The sequence below is a fragment of the Streptomyces sp. NC-S4 genome, assembly GCF_054353315.1.
The window spans coordinates 3,630,757-3,650,212 of record NZ_CM135937.1; the positions used below are offsets into that span (position 1 = coordinate 3,630,757).

A 19,456-nucleotide genomic window follows, 5' to 3' on the forward strand; every position below is an offset into this window, starting at 1 on the left:
GTGACCTGGTCCCTCGTCGAGCCGACCTGGCGCTCACCCCTGAAGGCGTGGCTCCGGCCCGTGCACACCCGCGAGCGGCACGCCGTGTTCCCCACGGCCCACGGCACCTACGCGCTGTGGCGTGACCGCGGCCCGCGGCGAAGCCCCGACGCCGAGGCCGAGGCATGGGAACGCCGGCAGTTCCTCCTCGGCGGGGAAACCGTCCTGGAGATCGAGGACGCCGCGATGCCGTGGCAGGGCATGCGCAAGCGGCTGCGCAGCGGCGTCCACGGCCACCTCGACGGCGTGCCCTTCACGGCGCGGGCCGCGGGCAGATCACTGCTGCCCGGCCGCCGGGGCATCCGCTTCGCCCTCGACGACGGGCACACCCTGTCGATCACGGCGCGCCCCTTCCACCTGCGTCTCGTCCGGGAGAACGGCGACGGCGGGGCCGAGGTGCTCGCACGCACCCGCGCCGGCTCCTGGGAGCCCGGACGGATGGACCGGGGTGAGCTGGCCCTCCTGTGCTTCATCGCCGTCTCGGGCGCGGCACAGCTGCTCAGGTCCCCGCTCCAGGAGATCTTCGGAGCCGTCCTGTCCTAGGCCGTCTCTTCCGGATCTTGCCGGGCCCGCGGCGTCCGGCACCGCGCCTGGCCGCGTTGTCGGGGCGCCCGAGTACGTCCAGTACGCGGTGCGTCCCTCCGCCTTGCCATCCACGGCACCGGACGCCGCGGGCTCGGCCGACAAGATCCGAAAGAGACGACCTAGGCGGGGGTCTCGCCCTTGTGGCGGGCGTAGTAGCGGGCCACCCGGGCCCGGTTGCCGCAGACCGACGCCACGCACCAGCGGCGCCGGGGGTGCGCCGGCAGGAAGAGCAGGACGCAGTCGTGCGCCTCGCACTCGCGCACCTGCGCCACCCTGGGGTCCGTCAGCAGCTCCGCGACCGCATCGGCCAGCTCCGCCGCGAGCCGCCGGGCCGGGTCGGCCGGCCGGTGCGCACCGGCGGTGACCGCGCCCGCCGCGGTCCAGGCCAGCACGCGGTGCGCGGGCGCCGCGGCCAGGGCCCCGTTCAGCGCGGCGAGCGCCGCCGCCGGGGGCCGTGCGCCGCGCCGCACGGCGTCGAGCGCCGGACGCGCGGCCTCCCGTACGGCCCGTACGGCGGCCACCTCGGCGACCCCCACGACGTCGACGGGGGTCAGCCGTCCGGCCTGCGCGGCCAGCCAGGCCGTGAGCCCCGCCGGGTCGGCGACGAGATCACCCACCGCGGCCTCGGTGTTGAGGAGGTCCAGCGCGAGGGGCTCACCGGTGAGCGGAAAGGTCACTGTCACGCGACTAATGCTACTGCAATCACTTGACCCATTAGAGATCACGGGCAAGGCTAATGGAAACAAGGACGCAGGAGGCATGTGATGACCGTTCGTCGCACCATTCCCACCATCCGGCACCGCAGCGTCGACGTGGCCGGGGTCCGCGTCGCCTACCGCGAGAGCGGCCCCACCGACGGCCCCGTCCTGCTGCTCCTGCACGGCTTCCCCACCGCCTCGCACCAGTTCGCCCGCCTGATGGACGCCCTCGGCGACACCCCGTACCGCCTGATCGCCCCCGACTACCCCGGCTTCGGCCGCACCGAGGCCCCGGCCGGGTTCACGTACACCTTCGACCGGCTCGCCGACATCACGGAAGGCTTCACCGACGCCCTCGGGCTGGACCGCTTCGCCCTGTACGTCTTCGACTTCGGCGCCCCGGTCGGACTGCGGCTCGCCACGCGCCGGCCGGAGCGGGTGACCGGACTGATCGTCCAGAACGGCAACGCCTACGAGGAGGGCCTCTCCGACGCGGCGCGCGAGTTCGCCGGACTCCGGCGCGAGGTCCCCGGCAACGAGGAGCGCGTCCGGGGGCTCTTCACCCCGGAGGGCACCCGCTTCCAGTACGAGACCGGCGTCGCCGACACCGACCTCCTCTCCCCCGACGGCTGGACCCTCGACCTGCACCACCTCGGCCTGCCGGGCCGCACCGACGCCCAGGCCGACCTCGCCTTCGACTACGCCTCCAACTTCGCCCACTACCCCGCCTGGCAGGCCTGGCTGCGCGAAGCCCGGATCCCGGTGCTGGTCGTATGGGGCGCGGGCGACCCCTTCTTCACCCCGGCGGGCGCGAAGGCCTACCTCCGCGACGCCCCGGAGGCCCGGATCCACGTCTTCGAAGGGGCGGGCCACTTCGCCCTGGAGACCCACCTCCCGCAGATCGCCCCGCTGATCGAGGAGTTCCTCACCGAACTCCCTCGACGGAAACAGGGTTCGCGGAGCGCCGGCATCGCATAGTCTTCCCCTCGTCAGCAAAACAGTGTCTGGGGGAAACAGTAATGCTCGGTGTCATCCTCGCCGCCACCACCGCCGCACTCGTCACACCCGTCGCCGGACTGCTCGGCCACCGCGCCGTGCGGCGCTCGGCGAACGCCGCGCTCATGCGCATCGACGCGCCGACCGGCATCGACGAGCAGGGCTTCGTCCGCATCGGCGGAATCGACCAGTGGATCTCGATCCGCGGCGAGGACCGCACCAACCCCGTCCTCCTGGAACTCCACGGCGGCCCCGGGGCCGCCAACTCCCCCTACGGAGCCCGCACCCGCGCGTGGGAGAAGCACTTCACCCTCGTCCGCTGGGACATGCGCGGCGCCGGCCTGACCTTCGCCCACGCCCCCGCCGACCAGGGCGGACCCGTCACCTTCGCCCGGCTCTACCAGGACGCCCTGGAGGTCACCCGGTACGTCCTGGACCGGATGCGCGCGGACCGGGTGGTGCTGATGCCGAACTCCTACGGCACCACCTTCGGCCTCCGCCTGGCCCGCAACCACCCCGAGCTCTACTCCGCGTACGTCGGCACCGACCAGAACATCCAGGAGGCGGGCCGGGACACCTCCGCCTACGAGGGCACCCTGGAGCGGCTGCGGGCCGCGGGCCGGACCAAGGACGTGGCGGCGATCGAGGCGATGGGGCCCGACCCCCGGCACTGGACCCCGGCACAGCGGTCCTCGTACGACAAACTGTGCGCCGGCAGCGACCCCCTGACCCTGGACACGGTCAAGAAGGTGATCATCGGATCACTGTGGCTGTCACCGCTCTACACCCTCGGCCGGATCAAGGCCTACTTCGACGGTCAGCGCTTCTCGGAGTCCGTCACCGAAGGAGCGTCGGAGTTCGACGACCTGGCCGACGGGACCCGCTTCGAGATGCCGTTCTTCATCTTCCAGGGCGCGCTCGACGTGATCACCCCGGCGGCACGCGCCAAGGCGTACTTCGACGCCGTCGAGGCACCGGTGAAGGCCTTCGAACTGATCGAGGGCGCCTCCCACTTCGCCGCGCTCCGGCACCCGGACCGCTTCCTGGACCTCCTCCTGACCCACGTCCGTCCGGCGGTCACCACCACCGGCCACCGAGGAACGGCCTGAGCCGACTCTTTCGGATCTTGCCGGGCCCGCGACGCCCAACAAGATCCGAAAGAGACGGCCTAGCCCTCCGCCGGGGCGCGGCCCGTCAGCGCCGCCAGGCTGGAGCGGACGTGGTTCATGTGCGCCCGCACGTCCTCCGCCGCCTCCCCGTGCTCCCGCAGGATCCCCCGCGTCTCGCGCCCGATCCGCTCCTCCGTCACCCGCGCCTGCGCGATCAGCTCGGCCGCCCGCGCCTCCGCGTCCTCCTGCCCGTGCCGCGCCGACTCCTCCGCCTCGGCGAACTCGCGCCGCGCCTCCGCCAGCCGGGCCTCGGCCTGCCGCTCCAGCTCCGCGTGGCGCGCCTCCAGGTCCGCCTCGCGCGCCGTCAGCTCCCGCTCCGCCGCTTCCCGGCGCTCCGTCCGCTCCTGCTCGCGCTCCGCCCGCTCCGACTCCGCCCGCCGCCGCGTCTCCGCCAGCGCGGCCGTCGCCTGCGCCCGCCACGCCGCCGCGTCCTCCCGCGCCCCCGACCGCACGTCGTCCGCCTCGCGCTGCGCCCGCAGCAACCCCTGCCGGGCCCTGACCTCCGTCTGCTCCCGCACCGCCTCCGCGTCGCCCCGCGCGAGCTCCGCCGCCCGGTCGGCGCGCGCCTCGGCCGCGCCCAGCGTCGCCGCGGCGTCCACCCGCGCGTCCGCCCGCAGGGCGTCCGCCTCCTCCTCGGCCAGCAGCAGGATCCGGCGGGCCCGCTCGCTCAGCTCGTCGTACGTCTGCGGAGCCAGCGCGGCGACCGCCGCCCGCAGCCGCGCCGCGTCCGCCTCCATCTGCTTGGCCAGGACCGTCAGCCGTGCCACCCGTTCCCAGGCCTCGTCCCGGCTCCCGGAGAGCCGGGCGAGGTACCGGTCGACCTCTTCCATGCGGTAGCCACGACCGCGCACGGTCGCAAAGGGTGCACTCATCCGGGATGCGCCTCTCTCGCGGGGATTCCCGTCAAGGATGCGCCATTTGATCCCAGAAGCCGGAATGGCCGGGCCGAGACCCTGTTCGAAGGTCCCGACCCGGCCATCCATCCGATCACATGATCACTCGATCAGCCGATCACAGCAGTCCGTCCCACATCTGCTCCAGCAGCACCGACCACCAGCTCTCCGGCGAGGACAGCGCCGCGCTGTCGAGCCCCGCCAGGTTCGCCTGGAAGTCGACGGTCCAGCGGCCCGCCTGCTCCGGCGTCAGATGCTGGCGCAGCCGCCACATGTGACCCAGCATCGCGATGGACCGGACGAACTGCGGCAGGCTCGAATTCACGAACTGCGGCGGTACGGGAGCACCTCCCGGGCCACCCTCCACCGGCACCGCCACGATGTGCGCGGTGCCGTACTGGACGCACAGCGCCTTGCCGAAGTCACTGCCGATGACCAGGTACGAGCCCGCGTCCGAGGCCGGCTGCACCTGCCGCTGCTGGGCCAGCTCGGCCAGCGTCGGCACCGGCTGCCCCGGCACCGCCTGCGCCCAGAAGAACGGCCCGAAATCGACCGGCAGGCCCGCCCACATCAGCGTCTGCGCCACGATCTCCGGCACGCCCTGGCGGGACACCGCCCGCTGGTCGAAACGGAACACGCCCTGCGGCCCGAACGCCGCCGCCAGCTCCTGCCCGATCGCCTCCAGCGGGATCGCCGGCTGCAGCGGGACCTGCGGCAGCGGCGCCCGTACCGGCGCGGGGCGCGCCGGACCGTCCGCCACCTGGTGCAGCTCCCCCTGGTGGGTGAGCAGGTGCCGCATGCCCTGCTGACGGCCCGCGTGGTCCTTGCCGTACGGGGCCACGCTCGTGATCCGCACCTGCGGCCAGGTCTCCCGGATCATCCGGGCGCAGTAACCGCCGGGCAGCTCACAGGACTCCAGCTCGGTGTGCAGCTCCAGCACCTGCTGCGGCGGCACGTTCATGGCGCGCAGCTCGTAGAGGATCTGCCATTCCGGGTGCGGGGTACCGGGCGCCGAGCGGCGGATGAGCTGCTGCTCGGAGCCGTCGGGCGCGCGGTAGCGGAGCACGGCCTGGTAGCCGGGGCCCACGGTGGGCGCACCGGTCGGGACCGGGGGCTGCCCTCCGGGACCACCCGGACCAGCCGGACCAGCCGGGCCTGCGGGTACGCCGGGCGGCGGGCCGGGGGGCCCGGGCGGCTGCACCATGGCGGGTCCGGCCAGCATCGTCGCGGCGTGGTCGAGCCCGCCACCGGGGGCGGCGGGAGCCCCGGGCGGACCGGGCGGCTGCGGTACGCCGGGACCCGCGAGCATGGTGGCGGCGTGATGGGCCCCGCCACCGGGAGCACCGGGCGCACCCGGAGCCCCGGGCGGACCGGGGGGCGCCGGCGGCTGACCCGTGACGGCCGGACCGGCCAGCATCGTCGCGGCATGGTCGAGCCCACGCCCCAGCGACCCCGGAGCACCGGGCGGACCGGGAGGCGCAGGCGGCTGACCCGCACCCGGAGCCCCCGGCGGACCGGGAGGCGCCGGCGGCTGACCCGTGACGGCCGGACCGGCCAGCATCGTCGCGGCATGGTCGAGCCCACGCCCCAGCGACCCCGGAGCACCGGGCGGACCGGGAGGCGCAGGCGGCTGACCCGCACCCAGAGCCCCCGGCGGACCGGGCGGACCGGGCGGCTGCGGAACACCGGGACCGGCCAGCATGGTGGCGGCATGGTCGAGCCCGCCACCGGGCGCGCTGGGCGCACCGGGCGGACCCGGCGGCGTCGACGGCCGGGAGATCTGGGCCTTGCTGGTCGGGGCGTCCGCGATGTCATTCGCGGCCGGACCGCCCTGCGACCCGCCCTGCGACCCGCCCTGCGCATCGCCCTGCGCCCCCAGCGCGGGCACGACCGCGGTCCTCGGCAGCTGGCTGCCGCCCGGCATCAGCGTGGTCCTCGCCTCCGGGGCCACCCCGGACGACGGCGCGTCCTCCAGGTCCGACCCGGACAGCGGCGGCGCGAACACGGTCGCGGGCAGCGGTACGGACGCGTCGTCCGCACCGGAGTTCACATCGGTGCCCGCCCAGGGCGTGGCACCGATCGGCACCACGGCCGGAGCCGGAGCCGGAGCCGGGTCCGAATCCGGGCCCGCAGCCGTCACCGGCACCCCGTCGTTGGCCGTGGGCTCGTACGGGATCTCGCCCCCGCGCCGCAGCGGCACGGCCGGGGCGGGCGCCGGAGCCGCAGGAGCCTGCGCGGGCGCCGGCTCGGGCACGACCTCGGCGGGCGCGGCCGCAGCCGGCGCGGGCGCCGACCTCGGCGCGATCCCCGCCCGGTCCGCGGCCTCCTGCAGCCACTCCGGCGGACTGAGCATGAACGACGTCTGCTCCGAGTCGATCCGCGGCGTCGGGACCGAAGCCTCCGAAACGGCCGCGGCCACGGCCCCGTACTCCTCCTCGTACCGGCGGATCACCTCACCCACCGGCAGCCCCGGCCACAGCGTCACCTCCCCGCTGTCCCGCGCGATGACCAGCCGCTGCCGCCCACCACCGGACACCGGACCGGCCGCGCGGTCCTCCGCCCACACCACGAACCCGAGCCCGAACTCCCGTACGCGCACCTCCCGGTGCTGGTACGCGGGCACGTCCCCGTTGATCCACTCCTCGGCGCGCTCCTGCGCCTGCGCAAACGTCACCATCGCGCGCTCACCCCTCCACCGGTGCCGAACCCGACACCGGAACCGAACGTGCGAATCCGCCGTCCACCATCAGACCGGCCACCGTCTCCAGCTCCGGCGGGTTGCCGGCCAGCCGCTCGAGGAAGGCGTCGAAATCAGCACCGCACGGCAGCAACAACCGCTCCACGCGCTCCTGGACCGACCAGCCGTCCCGGTCGCGGGCATCGTCGTACGGGGAGAACCACACCGAGCCGATGCCCTCACCCTTGACCTTCAGCGCGAGCAGCCCGCCCTGGACGAAGGCCACGCACAGGTAGTCCTTCGTCAGGTGGTCCCGCAGACACTTGTTGACGTACACCAGATCATTGACCGCCGCCTCCTCACGCACCGTGAAGAAGGGCTGGTCCACCAGCAGACCGAGGTCCACGTCCAGGCCCGCGCCCACCGGCGCGCAGCCGCCCGCGGCCTTCAGGAAGGAACGGTACGGCTCCGGCAGCCGGTAGCCGAGGTCCTCCTCGACACCCTGCACCTGCTCCTCGGAGACCGACACCACCGACTTCGGCAGCCCCAGGTGCGCCGGGCGCACCTCCTGCAACGGACGCGTCCCGCGCTTGTCGTGGTCCACCGGAGCCGTCGCCAGGCCCGCGTGATGCCGCAGCAGCGCCTTCACCTCGACCGGGACCAGCTCCATCCGCCGCGAACCCGCCACGTGGTGCCAGGTCCAGCCGTGCGGGGTCGCCACCGGCCCGACCGTGTCCCACAGCTCGTGCCCGGCGGCCTTCATCGCGGCGTTCGCGGACACGTAGTCCGTGAGCCGCAACTCGTCCACGCCGAAGCCCTCCGGCGGTTCGGCGATCTCCACGGCCGCGCGCGCGTAGGCGGAGAAGTCCGGATGCCCATTGCCGTCCATCCGCACACCGTGGGGATGCCGAGCGGCCCGGACCGGGTCCGGGAAATGCACGACCTGCCCCGAGTAAGCGGCGTTGGGTGGCGCGGCCTGCTGCCCGAGCCGACCTGTCGTCATGGCGGTAGCCCCCTGCTGGATCTGGCTGGTTCACCACAGCCTATGCGCTGGGGCAAGAGCCTTACCCGCGCCCGACCGGCGCACCCGCCCAAGGGCCAGGAACATCCGAATTGATACGAATATTCGACCCCGCTTCCGCATGACAGGAGACATTTGGCAGGCTGTCCCCGCAGCACGGGGGCGTGAGCGACAGCGGTCACCACCGCCGCCACGGGAGGGAAAGCGCGAGCATGCACAACACGGCAACACGCACAGAATCCGGCGACACCGCGCCGGACGCACCCGGCGCACCGGGCGCACCGGGCTCGACCGGCCCGGCCGGCGAAGCCGCCGGGCCCACGGGCGATCCCCGCCTGCGCTGGAGCAGTACCGACGGCCGCCCCGCCGTACCCGTCCTGCGCTTCCGCCGCGACGGCATCCTCCCCACCGTCGCCGCCGCCCTCTCCGTACGCGGCGAGACCCTCACCGGCACCGCCGGCAAGGCCGACCAGCCGCCCGCGCTCCATCCGCTCGTCCAGGACTTCCTCGACACCCTCACCAGCGGCCAGCGCGAACGCTTCACGGGCCGGTGTCCGGAGGCGATCCTGCTCTCCCGCCACCTGACCGCCGTCGAGGGCGCCCGGTCCCGGCGCGCCTCCCGCAAACCCCTCTCCGCAAGCGAAGCCCGCCGCTCCCTCAAGCAGGCGAAGATCACCGCCCGCCGCATCCGCGAGGACGGCGACCCCCTCCACGGCAGCTACGCACCGCCCTGCCGCTCCTGCGACGCACTCCTCGCCCACTTCGGCGTACGCCCCGTCGACCTCACCCCCTCCGAGTAGCCATGACCGCCGCCTCCGCCTCCTACGACCGCTCCTCGGCCACCCGTTTCCCGGTCGCCGTGGACTCCGCCCTGCGCACCGCCGGCTGGGAACCCGGCCGCTGGGACATCAAGCAGGCCGAGTACTGGGCCGATGCCCTGCGGGACCACACCACGCCCGCGGGACACCGGCACACCGTCTTCCCCGCCGCCGTCGAAGCCTGGGCCGAGTTCGGCGCCCTGGCGGTCGCCGCGCACGGCCCCGGCCGCCAGATCGCCCCCACGTCCGTCCGGATCGACCCCCTCACGGGACTCCACCTCGCGCGCACCTTCGCCGACCTGGGCCGGGCCCTGTCCACCCAGCTCTGCCCGCTGGGCGTCGAGGCCGACGGCGGCTCCCACCTCGCGATCGACCGCGAGGGCCGGGTCTACGGCATCGACCACACGGGCGACTGGTACCTCGGCTCCACCGTCGACGAGGCCCTCACCCTCCTGCTGACGGGCCTCCAGCCGACCCGCCTGACCACGTAGCCCGGGCCCTGCGGTTCGGCTCCGGCGGGTCGGTGGTGGCGGGGTGCTGCCCCGGGCCCCGCGCCTCAAGCGCCGGCGGGGCTGGGTGGTGTGGGGCGGTGCCCCGCCGGAGTGTCTCCTCGGCTCGCGCGGTTCGGCATGTCGCGGCCGTGAGCGGTGGTGCGCGCTCGTCCTGCGGGGACACTCCGCCGTGTCCCCGCCCCACGGCAGTGCTCCGACAGCACCCCGAAGCCGCCCCGACGCGTGGGGAGCGGGGACGGGGAGGGGTGTCCCCGCAGGACGAGCGCGCAACCACCGGGTACTGCCGGGACGTGCCCGCACGCGCCGAGCCGAGGAGACACCCCTCCCCGGCCCCGCGCACCAGCCCCCGCAGGACGACGCGACCCGGACCCGTGCCCCGGCAGTGCCCCGAAGCCGCCCCGGCGCGTGGGGAGCGGGGACGGGGAGGGGTGTCCCCGCAGGACGAGCGCGCAACCACCGCACACAGCCGAGACACGCCCGCACGCGCCGAGCCGAGGAGACACCCCTCCCCGGCCCCGCGGACCAGCCCCCACCGCGCCCGGACCCGTTCCGCCCCGCGGGAGCGACCAGGCCCCGCCGAGGGGAGGGCTAGGCAGTCGGGAGGATCGCCGAGACCTTGAAGCCGCCCGTGTCCGTCGGCCCGGACACGAACACCCCGCCCAGCGCGAGCACCCGCTCCCGCATCCCGACGAGCCCGTTCCCCCCGCTGGGCAGTCCCGGCTCGGGGGCCTTGCCGTCGCAGGGGCCGTTCTCCACCTGCATGGCCACCTCACCGGCCCGGTGCGCGAGCCGCACCACGACCCGCGCGCCCGGGGCGTGCTTGTGGCAGTTGGTGAGCGCCTCCTGCACCACCCGGAACCCCGTCTGCTCGACCTCCGCCGCGTACGCCGCCCACTCGCCGTGCACCAGCATCTCCACGGCCATCCCCGCCGCCCGCGACTGGCCGACCAGCGCCTCCAGCTCGCCGAGCGAGGGCCCGTCCTCCACGGCATCGGCGCCCCCGGCGCCCCCCGCGCCCCCGGCGAGCGCCACCGCGACGACGGACACCGCGGGCACGGGAGCCGGCGCCGGCTTGGGCGGCGCCCGCAGCACGCCGAGCATCTCGCGCAGCTCCGTCAGCGCCTGCCGCCCCATGTCCCCCACCAGGGCCGCGTTCCTCGCCGCCCGCGCCGGGTCCTTGACCACGACCGCCTCCAGGGCGGCCGCGTGCACCACCATCAGCGACACCCGGTGCGCGACCACGTCGTGCATCTCCCGCGCGATGCGGGTGCGCTCCTCCGTACGGGCCCACTCGGCCCGCTCCTCCGCCCGGTCCGCCAGCAGCGACAGCTCCCGCTCCAGCGAGTCCGCCCGTTCCTGCAGGCTCTCCATCAGCCGCCGCCGGGCCCCGATGTAGAGCCCGAACAGCACCGGCGGCACGGTCAGCGCCACCGCGACGAAACCGGACAGCACGACCACGAGCGTCGTGTCGGCCTCCACGTCCCCGCGGGTGCGCAGGTACATCACGACGAAGGTGGCGGCCAGTGACATCGATGCCAGCGTGGCCGTGATCCGCCGGGGCACCTCCGAGGAGGCCAGCGTGTACATGCCGACGACCGAGAGCAGAAACCCCATCGAGGCCGGCGCCACTGCGGTCCCGACGAGCACCACGGCGATCGGCCAGCGCCGCCGCAGCACGAGCGTGGCCCCCACCACGAACCCGAACAGCACTCCGACCGCGGTCGGCAGCCCCGCCTCGGCGGCGAAGGGCACGCCCTCCCACGCGCACTCGAGGGCGGACACCCCGCCGAGCATCAGGTCCCCCACGGCATCCCGCCGCCGCACCCACCACAAAGGCGGCCCGGCCCGGCCTTCCACTGCTTCCCCCGTTTTGGTCATGCCGTCCAGCGTACGGGCGCCTCTCGGCACAGACCCGAGCAAAATTCCAGCAAACCAACGGTAATCGCACGTACGACTGAATCGTCCGTACATCAGGACCTGAATCCCGCATTCCGGACGACATTGACGGCATGAACGAAATCCGACGTCGCCCCGGCGACGGCACCGGAGGCCTCCGCACCGGAACTGCGACCTTCGAAGGCCTCCGCGAGCAGGCCGTCTCGCTCCGCCACGAGGGCCTCAGCCGTCGTGAGATCCGCGACCGGCTCGGCGTCCACAACAACGACATCCTCAACCGCCTCCTGGAGGGCGAAGCGCCACCCGAATGGACGAAGCGCCCGAACGCGAAGGACGGCCTTCGCGCCAAGGCTCGCGAACTCCGCCTCCAGGGCATGACGTACGACCAGATCCAGTTCGAACTCGGCTGTTCGAAGAGCTCGATCTCCCTCTGGGTCCGCGACCTCCCGAAGCCGGACCGCAAGCGCACTCCGGAAGAGGCTTCGGAGATCTCCCGCCGGGGCTGGGAGCAGACCATGCAAAGGCGTGAGGCAGAGCGGCAGCAAACCAGGCGAGCCGCTGCCGCGGAGCTGGGCGCGATGACCGAGCGTGAACTGTTCCTCGTTGGCGTCGGGCTCTATTGGGCCGAGGGATCGAAGAGCAAGTCGTACGCCCTGCGGGAGCGAGTGACCTTCGTCAACAGCGATCCGAACATGATCCACGTCTTCCGTGCATGGCTCGCCGTTCTGGGGGTGAAGCCCGAGCGCATCCGTTACCGGGTGATGATCCACGAGTCCGGGGACGTCGACGGAGCCGAGCAGTACTGGGCCGACCTGGTGGAAGTTGATCGTTCCCAGCTCCAGCGGACCACTCTCAAGAAGCACAACCCGACCACTGTGCGCAAGAACGTCGGCCCCGACTATCGCGGCTGCTTGGTCGTGCTCGTGCACCAGAGCGCCGACTTCTACCGCCGAATCGAAGGGTGGTGGTCGCAGATGGCAGTGGAGGCACGGCGCTTGACCGCGTAGGCTGACGCCTGGCAATCCCGGGTTGCTCTGTCGGCAGGGGCGACCAGACTTTGAATCTGGGTACGACGCAGGTTCGACTCCTGCCCCGGGAGCCTGCAGGTTCGGGTCCTGACCGCAAGGTCGGGACCCGGCCTCGTTTCGGGACCTTGACCCCCCGGTATCCTTCACGGGTCCACCCCCGAAGCCGAAGGGCATCCCCGTGAGCGCCAACCGCCCGGCAGCCGTCGTCGTACTCGCAGCGGGTGAAGGCACCCGCATGAAGTCGGCGACTCCCAAGGTTCTCCACGAGATCTGCGGGCGCTCGCTCGTCGGTCACGTCGTCGCCGCCTCCCGTGAGCTGGACCCCGAGCACCTCGTCGTGGTCGTCGGGCACGCCCGGGAGCAGGTCATCGCGCACCTGGCCGGCATCGACGCCGACGTCCGCACCGCCGTCCAGTACGAGCAGAACGGCACCGGGCACGCCGTCCGCATGGCCCTCGAGGAGCTCGGCGGCGGCATCACCGGCACCGTGATCGTCGTCTGCGGCGACACCCCGCTGCTGACCGGGGAGACCCTGGCCGGGCTCGCGCGGACGCACGAGGCCGACGGCAACGCCGTCACCGTGCTGACCGCCGAGGTCCCTGACTCCACCGGCTACGGCCGCATCGTCCGCGACGCGGGCGGCGCCGTGACGGCCATCGTCGAGCACAAGGACGCCTCCGACGCCCAGCGCGCGATCCGCGAGATCAACTCGGGTGTCTTCGCCTTCGACGGCGCGCTGCTCGCCGACGCCCTCGGCAAGGTCCGTACCGACAACAGCCAGGGCGAGGAGTACCTCACCGACGTCCTCGGCATCCTGCGCGAGGCCGGGCACCGCGTCGGCGCGGCCGTCGGCAGCGACCACCGGCAGATCCTCGGGATCAACAACCGCGTCCAGCTCGCCGAGGCCCGCGCGCTGCTGAACGCGCGCCTGCTGGAGCAGGCCATGCTCGCGGGCGTCACGGTCGTCGACCCGGCCGGGACCTTCATCGACGTGACGGTCACCTTCGGGCAGGACGCGATCGTGCACCCGGGTACCCAGCTGCTGGGCACCACGCACATCGCCGAGGGCGCCGAGGTCGGTCCCAACACCCGGCTGAAGGACACGCACGTGGGCGAGGGCGCCCGGGTGGACAACACGGTCGCCGAGAGCGCGGTCGTGGGCCCGCGGGCGAGCGTGGGTCCCTTCGCGTACCTGCGTCCCGGCACGAACCTCGGCGCGAAGGCCAAGGCCGGTACGTACGTCGAGATGAAGAACGCGACGATCGGCGAGGGCACCAAGGTCCCCCACCTGTCCTACGTGGGCGACGCGACGATCGGCGAGTACACCAACATCGGCGCCGCGAGCGTCTTCGTGAACTACGACGGTGAGCACAAGCACCACACCACCGTCGGCTCACACTGCAAGACGGGCTCGGACAACATGTTTGTGGCTCCCGTCACCATCGGGGACGGCGCCTACACGGCCGCCGGGTCCGTGATCACCAAGGATGTGCCGCCCGGCGCCCTGGCCGTGGCCCGGGGCCAGCAGCGGAATATCGAGGGCTGGGTGGCCCGCAAGCGTCCGGGCAGTGCGGCTGCCACGGCGGCGCAGTCGGCGGCCCCGGAGGACGCCGAGCGCCCCTGAGGTGAACTGACCGGAAACAGGTACGCCCGCGACGGCGTACCGTGATAGGTGCACGCAATTCGGCTGGCTCACCGTGTGCGGGACGGACGCACATGGGGGCGAGCAGCTTCAACACGTCTGAGGAGACTGTGCTGTGACCGGGATCAAGACGACCGGCGAGAAGAAGCTGATGCTCTTCTCCGGCCGCGCCCACCCCGAGCTGGCCGAGGAGGTTGCGCACCAGCTGGGCGTCGCCCTCGTGCCGACCAAGGCTTTCGACTTCGCGAACGGCGAGATCTACGTCCGCTTCCAGGAGTCGGCGCGCGGCGCGGACTGCTTCCTGATCCAGAGCCACACGGCTCCGATCAACAAGTGGATCATGGAGCAGCTGATCATGATCGACGCGCTGAAGCGCGCGTCGGCACGCTCCATCACCGTGATCGTCCCGTCCTACGGGTACGCCCGCCAGGACAAGAAGCACAAGGGCCGCGAGCCGATCTCGGCCCGCCTGGTCGCCGATCTGCTGAAGACCGCGGGTGCGGACCGCATCCTCACGGTCGACCTGCACACGGACCAGATCCAGGGCTTCTTCGACGGCCCGGTGGACCACCTCTCGGCCCTGAACGTCCTCGCGGACTACGTCGGCGCCAAGGTGGACCGCACGAAGCTCACGATCGTGTCTCCGGACGCCGGCCGTGTGCGCGTGGCCGACCGCTGGTGCGACCGTCTGGACGCGCCGCTGGCGATCGTGCACAAGCGCCGCGACAAGGACGTCGCCAACCAGGTGACCGTCCACGAGGTCGTCGGTGAGGTCCGGGGCCGCGTCTGCGTCCTGGTCGACGACATGATCGACACCGGTGGCACCATCTGCGCCGCGGCCGACGCGCTGTTCGCGCACGGCGCCGAGGACGTCATCGTGACAGCCACGCACGGCATCCTGTCGGGCCCGGCGGCCGACCGCCTGAAGAACTCCAAGGTCAGCGAGTTCGTCTTCACGAACACCCTGCCGGACCCGTCCGACCTGGAGCTCGACAAGATCACGGTGCTGTCGATCGCCCCGATGATCGCGCGTGCCGTGCGCGAGGTCTTCGAGGACGGCTCGGTCACCAGCCTCTTCGAGGAGCAGCAGTAACCGCTGCGCGGTAGATCCTTTTGGTGCGGCCTTCCGTGCCGGGTACACTCCATGAGTTGCTCGGCGAGGGAGGCCGTACCTGTTTTCCGGTACGGATGCTCCGTTATCGACGCGCTCTTCGTAGCAGGCCGTTTCGGCCGGGTGACGTCCGTCCATTTCCGTCACCCCACGAGGAGTGAGCATGTCCGAGGTCAAGCTTTCCGCCGCCCTGCGCGACACCTTCGGCAAGGGCTCTGCCCGCCAGGCCCGTCGCGACGCCCTGACCCCCGGTGTCATCTACGGTCACGGCACCGCCCCCAAGCACGTCAACGTCGAGGCCCACGGCCTGATGATGGCGCTGAAGACCCCGAACGTCCTGCTCTCCCTGGACATCGCGGGCGACGGCACCGAGCTGGTCATCCCCAAGGCGATCCAGCGTCACCCGCTGAAGCGCACGATCTCCCACGTCGACTTCCTGATCGTCCAGAAGGGCGAGAAGGTCACCGTCGAGGTTCCGGTCGTCACCGAGGGCGAGCTGGCCGCCGGCGGCAACCTGCTGGAGACCCTGCTGACGACCATCTCCGTCGAGGCCGAGGCCACCCACATCCCGACCGAGGTCACCGTCTCCATCGCGGGCCTGGAGGCCGGTGCCACCGTGACCGCCTCCGACCTGGTCCTGCCGGCCGGCACCACCCTGGCCGTCGACGGTGAGACCCCGGTCCTGCAGGTCGTCGCCCCGCAGGCCGAGGAGCCGGCCGCCGAGGCCGCCGAGGGCGAAGAGGCCTGAGCCTCGCCCCATCGCCTCAGCAGTTGCTGACCGACCGCCGTCCGGCTCCACTGGAGCGGGACGGCGGTCGTCTTCGTAGAGGAACCGAGGAGCTTTTGATGTCGGACGACGCGGCGCCCTGGCTGATCGTGGGCCTGGGGAACCCTGGACAGGAATACGCGGGCAACCGCCACAACATCGGGTTCATGGTGGCCGACCTGCTGGCGGAGCGGATCGGCGGGAAGTTCAAGGCGCACAAGGCCCGGGCCCAGGTGGTCGAGGGCCGTATGGGTCCGCCGGGGCCGGCCAACCGCCGGGTGGTGCTGGCCAAGCCGATGACGTACATGAACCTGTCCGGCGGCCCGGTGACGGCGCTGCGCGACTTCTACAAGGTGCCGCTGGAGCGGATCGTCGCGGTCCACGACGAGCTGGACATCGACTACCCGACGCTGCGGCTGAAGCTGGGCGGCGGGGACAACGGGCACAACGGTCTGAAGTCGATGACCAGGTCCATGGGTCCCGACTACCACCGGGTGCGGTGCGGCATCGGGCGGCCGCCGGGCCGGATGCAGGTGGCGGACTTCGTGCTGAAGGACTTCTCGTCCACCGAGCGCAAGGAGCTGGAGTGGTTCGTGGACCGGGCGGCGGACTCCGTGGAGTGCCTGGTCCAGGAGGGCCTGGAGCGCGCCCAGTCGGCGTACAACTCCTGACGGACACGACGAAGCCCCCGCACCGGCCGGTGCGGGGGCTTCGTCGTGTCCGGGGCGTCCGGGCCCGCGGGGGTTCAGCCGGTGTTGCGCAGGCCTGCGGCGACGCCGTTGACCGTGAGCAGCAGGGCGCGGGCGAGCAGCGGGTCGGCTTCCTCGCCGCGGGCGGCGGCCGCGCGCTGGCGGGCGAGCAGGGAGACCTGGAGGTAGGAGATGGGGTCCAGGTAGGCGTCGCGTACGGCGAAGGTCTGCTGGAGGACCGGGTTCGAGCCGAGGAGTTCTTCGGCGCCGGTGATGCGCAGGACCTCGCGGACGGTGAGTTCGTGCTCGGCCTCGATGCGGGCGAAGACGTGCTTGAGGTGGTCGGGCACGAGGGTGTCGACGTAGTGGCGGGCGATCCGCAGGTCGGTCTTGGCCAGCGTCATCTCGACGTTGGACAGGAAGTTGCGGAAGAAGTGCCAGCGTCCGCCCATCTCGGCGAGGACGTCCTCCTGGCCGGCCTCGCGCAGGGCCTTGAGGCCGGAGCCGACCCCGTACCAGCCGGGGACGATCTGGCGGGACTGGGTCCAGCCGAAGACCCAGGGGATGGCGCGCAGGCCGTCGAGGCCGGCGCCGGAGTCGGGGCGGCGGGAGGGCCGGGAGCCGAGGTGGAGGTCGGCGAGCTGGTCGACGGGGGTCGCGGCGAAGAAGTAGGCGGGCAGGTCGGGGTCCTCGACGAGCTCGCGGTAGGCGGCGTGGGCGGCGTCGGAGACGACGTCCATGGCCGCGTCCCAGCGGGTGAGGGCTTCGTCGGACTGGCGGGGGGCGGTGTGCAGGGCGGAGGCCTGCAGGGTGGCGGCGACGGTCAGTTCGAGGTTCTCCCGGGCCAGTGAGGGGACCAGGTACTTGTCGGAGATGACCTCGCCCTGCTCGGTGACCTTGATCTCGCCTTCGAGGGTGCCCCAGGGCTGGGCGAGGATCGCGTCGTGGGAGGGGCCGCCGCCGCGGCCGACGGTGCCGCCGCGGCCGTGGAAGAGGCGCAGGCGCACGCCGTAGCGGTGGGCGACGTCGCGCAGTCGGCGCTGGGCGCGGTGGATCTCCCACTGGGAGGTGGTGATGCCGCCGAACTTGGAGGAGTCGGAGTAGCCGAGCATCACTTCCTGGACGTCGCCGCGCAGGGAGACCAGGCGCCGGTAGGAGGGGTCGGCGAGCATCTCGTCGAGGATGACGTCGGCGGCGCGCAGCTCGTCGGTGGTCTCCAGGAGCGGGACGATGCCGATCTTGGCCCAGCCGGTGTGGAGGTCGATGAGTCCGGCCTCGCGGGCGAGGACGGCGGCGGCGAAGACGTCGTCGGCGCCCTGGCACATCGAGATGATGTAGGACTCGATGACTTCGGGGCCGAACTTCTCGAAGGCGTCCTTGATGGCGCCGAAGACGCCGAGGGTCTTGGCTCCGGCGGCGTCGAGCGGGGCCGGGGTGGGGGCCAGCGGGCGGCGGGAGCGCAGTTCCTTGGCGAGGAGCTTCTGGCGGTATTCGCGCGGCATGTCGGCGTAGCGCCAGGACTCCTCGCCGAGGCGGTCGAAGAGCTGGCCGAGGGTGTGGTGGTGGGCGTCGGCGTGTTCGCGGACGTCCATGGTGGCGAGCTGGAGCCCGAAGGCGGCCAGGGTGCGGATGGTGCGGTCCATGCGGCCGTCGGCGAAGAGCGCGCCGCGGTGTTCGCGCAGGGAGGTCTGGATGAGGGTGAGGTCGGTGAGCAGCTCGGCGGTGCCGAGGTAGTCGCGGCCTTCCTCGTGCGGGATGCCCTTGGCGAGGCGTTCGCGGGTGTTGAGGAGCTTCTGGCGGATGCAGGTGGCCTTGAGGCGGTACGGCTCCTCGGCGTTCAGCCGCTTGTAGCGCGGGCTGATCTCGGGGAGGCGTTCCAGGTCGGCCTGGAGGGAGGCGAGGAGTTCCTCGGTGGCTCCGGTGTAGCGGATGGAGTTGGAGAGGAGTCCGCGCAGGAAGTCGATGAGTTCCAGGGCGTCGCTGATGCCGTGCTCGTGCTGGAGGATCAGCACGTCGCGGGTGACCTCGGGGGTGACGTTGGGGTTGCCGTCGCGGTCGCCGCCGATCCAGGTGCCGAAGGTCAGGGGGCGGGTGCCGGCGGGGATCTCGACGCCGACGCGCTGGAGCTCGGCGGCGAGGTCTTCGAGGACGTCGCCGACGGCACCGGCGTGGAGCTCGTCGAGGTAGTAGATGGCGTTGCGGGCCTCGTCGGCGGGTTCGGGGCGGACGACGCGCAGTTCGTCGGTCTGCCAGACGAGGTCGATGTTCTCGGCGAGGCGCAGGTCGTGGCGGCGGCGGTCGCCGGCGCCGGTGACGGGCTCTTCGAGCAGCGTGGCGATGCGGCGCAGCTTGTTGAGGACGCTGCGGCGGGCCGCTTCGGTGGGGTGTGCGGTGAAGACGGGGCGGACGTTGAGGTTCTTGACCGTCTCGCGCAGGTGTTCGGGGTCGGCGTCCTTCAGCATGTCGGCGGTGCGGGCGAGGAGCCCGCCCTCGGCGGCACGGTGGGCGCGCAGTTCCTTGCCGCGGTGCACCTGTTCGGTGACGTTGGCGAGGTGGAAGTAGGTGGAGAAGGCGCGCACGAGCTTGGCGGCGGTCTCCAGGTCGGTGTCGCCGAGGAGGGCGGCGGCGGCCTCGCCGTCGGTGCGGGTGAGGGCGCGGACGCGCTCGACGAGGTCGAGGAGGTCCTGGCCCTCCTGGCGTACGAGGGTCTCCCCGAGGAGGTCGCCGAGGCGGCGGATGTCCGCGCGCAGTTCCGCGTTGGCGGTGTCGGCCGGGGTGACGGGGGCCTGGCCCTGGGGGGCCTGGTCAGCACTGCTCACAGGTGCGGCTCCTTGCAGTGTTCGAGCGCTACTGGGCGGTGGGCTCCCGGCGGCGTGCGGTGATGCCTTCCCCGGACTGGGTCCGGGGGCGGGATCT

The 19,456-nt window shown here is 72.6% G+C and carries 16 protein-coding genes and 1 tRNA gene; 11 read left to right on the forward strand and 6 right to left on the reverse strand.

The features are described from left to right. Positions 1 to 582 (forward strand): hypothetical protein, encoded by a 582-nt coding sequence (locus ACXNSR_RS15890; protein WP_458642664.1) that lies wholly within the window; start codon positions 1 to 3, stop codon positions 580 to 582. Positions 583 to 743: 161 nt separating this feature from the next. On the opposite strand, the gene ACXNSR_RS15895 is transcribed toward ACXNSR_RS15890, so the two are convergent. After that, entirely contained in the window at positions 744 to 1,307 is a 564-nt protein-coding gene (locus ACXNSR_RS15895) for a CGNR zinc finger domain-containing protein (RefSeq protein ID WP_458642665.1), read from the reverse strand. An 81-nt stretch (positions 1,308 to 1,388) separates the two neighbouring features. Between ACXNSR_RS15895 and ACXNSR_RS15900 the strand changes: the two genes are divergently transcribed. Together ACXNSR_RS15900 and ACXNSR_RS15905 are read left to right on the forward strand one after the other, a co-directional pair. Then, entirely contained in the window at positions 1,389 to 2,300 is a 912-nt protein-coding gene (locus tag ACXNSR_RS15900) for an alpha/beta fold hydrolase (protein WP_458642666.1), read from the forward strand. A gap of 41 nt (positions 2,301 to 2,341) precedes the next feature. Continuing rightward, the gene (locus tag ACXNSR_RS15905) at positions 2,342 to 3,427 is read left to right on the forward strand and encodes an alpha/beta fold hydrolase (protein ID WP_458642667.1); all 1,086 of its coding nucleotides are present in this window, start codon (positions 2,342 to 2,344) and stop codon (positions 3,425 to 3,427) included. A 59-nt stretch (positions 3,428 to 3,486) separates the two neighbouring features. On the opposite strand, the gene ACXNSR_RS15910 is transcribed toward ACXNSR_RS15905, so the two are convergent. From ACXNSR_RS15910 to ACXNSR_RS15920, 3 genes are all read right to left on the reverse strand, one after another. Beyond that, positions 3,487 to 4,359 (reverse strand): DivIVA domain-containing protein, encoded by an 873-nt coding sequence (locus tag ACXNSR_RS15910; RefSeq protein WP_458642668.1) that lies wholly within the window; start codon positions 4,357 to 4,359, stop codon positions 3,487 to 3,489. A 139-nt stretch (positions 4,360 to 4,498) separates the two neighbouring features. After that, a complete protein-coding gene (locus ACXNSR_RS15915; RefSeq protein ID WP_458642669.1) occupies positions 4,499 to 7,057 on the reverse strand; it encodes an SUKH-4 family immunity protein in 2,559 nt (852 codons plus the stop codon). A gap of 7 nt (positions 7,058 to 7,064) precedes the next feature. After that, positions 7,065 to 8,060 (reverse strand): SMI1/KNR4 family protein, encoded by a 996-nt coding sequence (locus tag ACXNSR_RS15920; RefSeq protein WP_458642670.1) that lies wholly within the window; start codon positions 8,058 to 8,060, stop codon positions 7,065 to 7,067. 230 nt (positions 8,061 to 8,290) lie between these two features. Between ACXNSR_RS15920 and ACXNSR_RS15925 the strand changes: the two genes are divergently transcribed. After that, positions 8,291 to 8,878 carry a YwqJ-related putative deaminase gene (locus ACXNSR_RS15925; RefSeq protein ID WP_458642671.1) on the forward strand — a complete coding sequence of 196 codons (588 nt, stop codon included), beginning with the start codon at positions 8,291 to 8,293 and terminating at the stop codon, positions 8,876 to 8,878. Positions 8,879 to 8,880: 2 nt separating this feature from the next. Continuing rightward, on the forward strand, positions 8,881 to 9,387 hold the full coding sequence (locus tag ACXNSR_RS15930) for an SUKH-3 domain-containing protein (protein ID WP_458642672.1): 507 nt from the start codon (positions 8,881 to 8,883) through the stop codon (positions 9,385 to 9,387). 609 nt (positions 9,388 to 9,996) lie between these two features. Here ACXNSR_RS15930 and ACXNSR_RS15935 read toward each other — a convergent pair. After that, complete coding sequence (locus ACXNSR_RS15935; protein WP_458642673.1) at positions 9,997 to 11,286, reverse strand: sensor histidine kinase; 1,290 nt, start codon at positions 11,284 to 11,286, stop codon at positions 9,997 to 9,999. Between the two features lie 131 nt (positions 11,287 to 11,417). Between ACXNSR_RS15935 and ACXNSR_RS15940 the strand changes: the two genes are divergently transcribed. The 6 genes from ACXNSR_RS15940 to pth all read left to right on the forward strand — a co-directional run bounded on the left by ACXNSR_RS15940 (position 11,418) and on the right by pth (position 16,522). After that, positions 11,418 to 12,311 carry a hypothetical protein gene (locus ACXNSR_RS15940; RefSeq protein WP_458642674.1) on the forward strand — a complete coding sequence of 298 codons (894 nt, stop codon included), beginning with the start codon at positions 11,418 to 11,420 and terminating at the stop codon, positions 12,309 to 12,311. 15 nt (positions 12,312 to 12,326) lie between these two features. Continuing rightward, positions 12,327 to 12,403, forward strand: a tRNA-Gln gene (locus tag ACXNSR_RS15945). Positions 12,404 to 12,510: 107 nt separating this feature from the next. Further along, complete coding sequence (glmU, locus tag ACXNSR_RS15950; RefSeq protein WP_458642675.1) at positions 12,511 to 13,956, forward strand: bifunctional UDP-N-acetylglucosamine diphosphorylase/glucosamine-1-phosphate N-acetyltransferase GlmU; 1,446 nt, start codon at positions 12,511 to 12,513, stop codon at positions 13,954 to 13,956. A 133-nt stretch (positions 13,957 to 14,089) separates the two neighbouring features. Beyond that, the gene (locus ACXNSR_RS15955; RefSeq protein WP_030386186.1) at positions 14,090 to 15,067 is read left to right on the forward strand and encodes a ribose-phosphate diphosphokinase; all 978 of its coding nucleotides are present in this window, start codon (positions 14,090 to 14,092) and stop codon (positions 15,065 to 15,067) included. 181 nt (positions 15,068 to 15,248) lie between these two features. After that, positions 15,249 to 15,833 (forward strand): 50S ribosomal protein L25/general stress protein Ctc, encoded by a 585-nt coding sequence (locus tag ACXNSR_RS15960; protein WP_458642676.1) that lies wholly within the window; start codon positions 15,249 to 15,251, stop codon positions 15,831 to 15,833. 98 nt (positions 15,834 to 15,931) lie between these two features. Continuing rightward, complete coding sequence (pth, locus tag ACXNSR_RS15965; RefSeq protein WP_458642677.1) at positions 15,932 to 16,522, forward strand: aminoacyl-tRNA hydrolase; 591 nt, start codon at positions 15,932 to 15,934, stop codon at positions 16,520 to 16,522. 74 nt (positions 16,523 to 16,596) lie between these two features. Here pth and ppc read toward each other — a convergent pair whose 3' ends face one another. Then, positions 16,597 to 19,359: a phosphoenolpyruvate carboxylase gene (gene ppc, locus ACXNSR_RS15970; RefSeq protein WP_458642678.1), complete on the reverse strand. Its 2,763-nt coding sequence runs from the start codon at positions 19,357 to 19,359 to the stop codon at positions 16,597 to 16,599. Positions 19,360 to 19,456 lie beyond the last annotated feature (97 nt).

Coding starts and splice junctions, on each gene's coding strand:
- ACXNSR_RS15920 (WP_458642670.1), bottom strand. CDS start 8,060: ATGACGACAGGTCGGCTCGGGCAGCAGGCCGCGCCACCCAACGCCGCT.
- ACXNSR_RS15940 (WP_458642674.1), top strand. CDS start 11,418: ATGAACGAAATCCGACGTCGCCCCGGCGACGGCACCGGAGGCCTCCGC.
- ACXNSR_RS15960 (WP_458642676.1), top strand. CDS start 15,249: ATGTCCGAGGTCAAGCTTTCCGCCGCCCTGCGCGACACCTTCGGCAAG.
- ACXNSR_RS15900 (WP_458642666.1), top strand. CDS start 1,389: ATGACCGTTCGTCGCACCATTCCCACCATCCGGCACCGCAGCGTCGAC.
- ACXNSR_RS15925 (WP_458642671.1), top strand. CDS start 8,291: ATGCACAACACGGCAACACGCACAGAATCCGGCGACACCGCGCCGGAC.
- ACXNSR_RS15935 (WP_458642673.1), bottom strand. CDS start 11,286: ATGACCAAAACGGGGGAAGCAGTGGAAGGCCGGGCCGGGCCGCCTTTG.
- ACXNSR_RS15915 (WP_458642669.1), bottom strand. CDS start 7,057: ATGGTGACGTTTGCGCAGGCGCAGGAGCGCGCCGAGGAGTGGATCAAC.
- pth (WP_458642677.1), top strand. CDS start 15,932: ATGTCGGACGACGCGGCGCCCTGGCTGATCGTGGGCCTGGGGAACCCT.
- ACXNSR_RS15910 (WP_458642668.1), bottom strand. CDS start 4,359: ATGAGTGCACCCTTTGCGACCGTGCGCGGTCGTGGCTACCGCATGGAA.
- ACXNSR_RS15905 (WP_458642667.1), top strand. CDS start 2,342: ATGCTCGGTGTCATCCTCGCCGCCACCACCGCCGCACTCGTCACACCC.
- ACXNSR_RS15930 (WP_458642672.1), top strand. CDS start 8,881: ATGACCGCCGCCTCCGCCTCCTACGACCGCTCCTCGGCCACCCGTTTC.